This window comes from Alicyclobacillus herbarius DSM 13609 (assembly GCF_000430585.1).
GTDB lineage: Bacteria > Bacillota > Bacilli > Alicyclobacillales > Alicyclobacillaceae > Alicyclobacillus_G > Alicyclobacillus_G herbarius.
Window position 1 is genome coordinate 1 of sequence record NZ_AUMH01000053.1, and the last position, 2,078, is coordinate 2,078.

General features: G+C 59.0%; 1 protein-coding gene and 1 pseudogene. Both read right to left on the bottom strand.

The window, feature by feature from the left end; all coding sequences use genetic code 11:
- Positions 1-111 precede the first annotated feature (111 nt).
- Positions 112-1,488: a DDE-type integrase/transposase/recombinase gene (locus H522_RS0116360; protein ID WP_026963130.1), complete on the bottom strand. Its 1,377-nt coding sequence runs from the start codon at positions 1,486-1,488 to the stop codon at positions 112-114.
- An 86-nt stretch (positions 1,489-1,574) separates the two neighbouring features.
- Positions 1,575-2,078: pseudogene (locus tag H522_RS21985) on the bottom strand (hypothetical protein); the annotation flags it as partial.

Sequence of the window (2,078 nt, forward strand, 5' to 3'; positions counted from 1 at the left end):
CCCATTCCATCCGAGCCAAGGCCTCTTGGTGTGTGGCCGTCTCGTAAAATTCGTCTCCTTGCACGTCCCGCCGAAACGGCAGCTTCTCAAATCCCCATTTCTCCTGCGGCGTCATGAACGCTCACCCGACTTCATTTCCGAAAATCGCAGCGGGGACTCCTGGGCCGCCTGTTTACGCCGCTCGTCTGCCGCCTGGAAGAACGAGACGTGGTCTGTGGTTGTCTGGTCCGTTTTCACGGCCGAAGTGACCCGTCGGTCATAGCGTCGGGTCAAATCCACAGGCTGGGCATCCGGCCACCGTTTGTCCTCGGTCCACACCTGGATGATCGTCAGATCGAACGGGTCGTAACGCAGCTTTAGCCTCTGCTTGGCCAGTGCGGGATCGACCTCATAAGTGTTGCCCATCAGGGAGACGCAAGCGGTCTTGTCGGCGGTGCGCTCCTCCTCCCACAGGAATATGTCCGTCAACTCCGCCTCCGAAACCCGTTTGGGTGCACGGCTGCTCGCCGCTGCTCGCTCCTTGGGAGACTGCCCGGTACTTCCATGCTTGCGCAGGTGGTAATACCCATCGACCCAGGCCCAGAATGCCTCGTTCAACTCGCCCAGTGTCTGGATGTGCCCAGCTTCCACCTGTTCGTACGCCTCGGGGATAAAGCTCGTGTCGAGGAAACGGAACAGGCGTTCGACCTTGCCTCGCCCAGCAGGACGGTAGGGTCTGCTGTGGGATAGGCGAATCCCTAGTTTTCCACAGATGCGCTGCAGGTGGTGGGACGAGAACACCGCTCCGTTATCCACATACAGTTGTTCCGGGACGCCGTACCGCAGGATTGCCTTCTTGAGGCTGTCTTCCAGGCGGGGCAACTGCTCGTCCCAGTAAAACTGCCCATGGACGATGAGCCTTGAATAGTCGTCCAAGATGGCGAACAGAACGGTCTTTTTCTTGCGCTGTGGATGATTCGGATCCGGGAGGTACAGCGCATGCTTAAAATCCGCCTGCCACAAGACGTGTACATCTTCCACCTCAAACCGACGGTATCCACGGTCATCGGAGCGAAGCAGCTCCTTACGGCTTGCTCCCGCCCGCCGCAGATGACGGGCGAGAGTGCTCTGGGCAACCGTGCCTGGTGGAACAATCCCGCTTCCCTCTAGCAGGAGTATGATCTGCTCCACACTGCGTTCTGGCCGCTCTCGGCGCAGCGCCACCGCCTTCTGAATCACGTCCTCCGGCAGTCGGTGGCGACCTTTATCGTTCCGGGTCTTGGGAATCAAGGCGTCGTAACCACCCTTGCGGTAGGCCGCAATCCACCGCTCCAGTGTCCGCACACTCAGCGTCGTTCTGCTGCTGCCAGGGATGACATAGGACTGCTTCGCTGCATACTCCAGGTACGCACGAAGTTCACCCGGAGACAACGGCGTCTGTCGACTCACAATGGGCGCAATCGTCCCATATCGAAACGCCGCAATCTCCTCCGCACGTTTCCGGTCCATTCCATCATCTCCCCCTTCAGAATGGCTACACTCCCATTCTCAGACAAAGGGAGAGGAGGCTCCATAGACATAAGTTGTGGGATAGGCTACCCGGCAACTCTCGCAGACGACTGGCGAAGGTGGTACAGCCCGTGGAAGAGTCCAACGTTCACTTTCTTTGGCGTAAGCTGTGCCCAAATGCTCTGCCAGTACCGCAGGCGGGGAGCGGGTCTCGCCTGGCCCCTCGGCATGTATACAGTGGGATGGAGTGAGATTACGAACTGCCAGAACCGCTCCTCCAGCTCGTCCATATACGTCCGCCAACGCTTGACCCAACGCCAGACGGTACGGGCGGACAACGGGCCGACCGGAGCCGGAATACTCCGTGACGCCTCCTCCAGGGTGTGCTGTTCGTCTATTTTTGTGCACACAGACTCCTGGGCGTCCCAGCTGAATCGCTCATAGCGACCGACGAAACTGGGTAGTACACTACAGGTTCGTTTGCACTCCGGCTTGGCACAGATAAAGCGAAATACCGGGAGGCGCCACTCCTGCTCCTCCGACCACACCCTGCGTGTATACTTACCGTGGCTATGTAAGACGGTATGCCC

Coding starts and splice junctions, on each gene's coding strand:
- H522_RS0116360 (WP_026963130.1), bottom strand. CDS start 1,488: ATGGACCGGAAACGTGCGGAGGAGATTGCGGCGTTTCGATATGGGACG.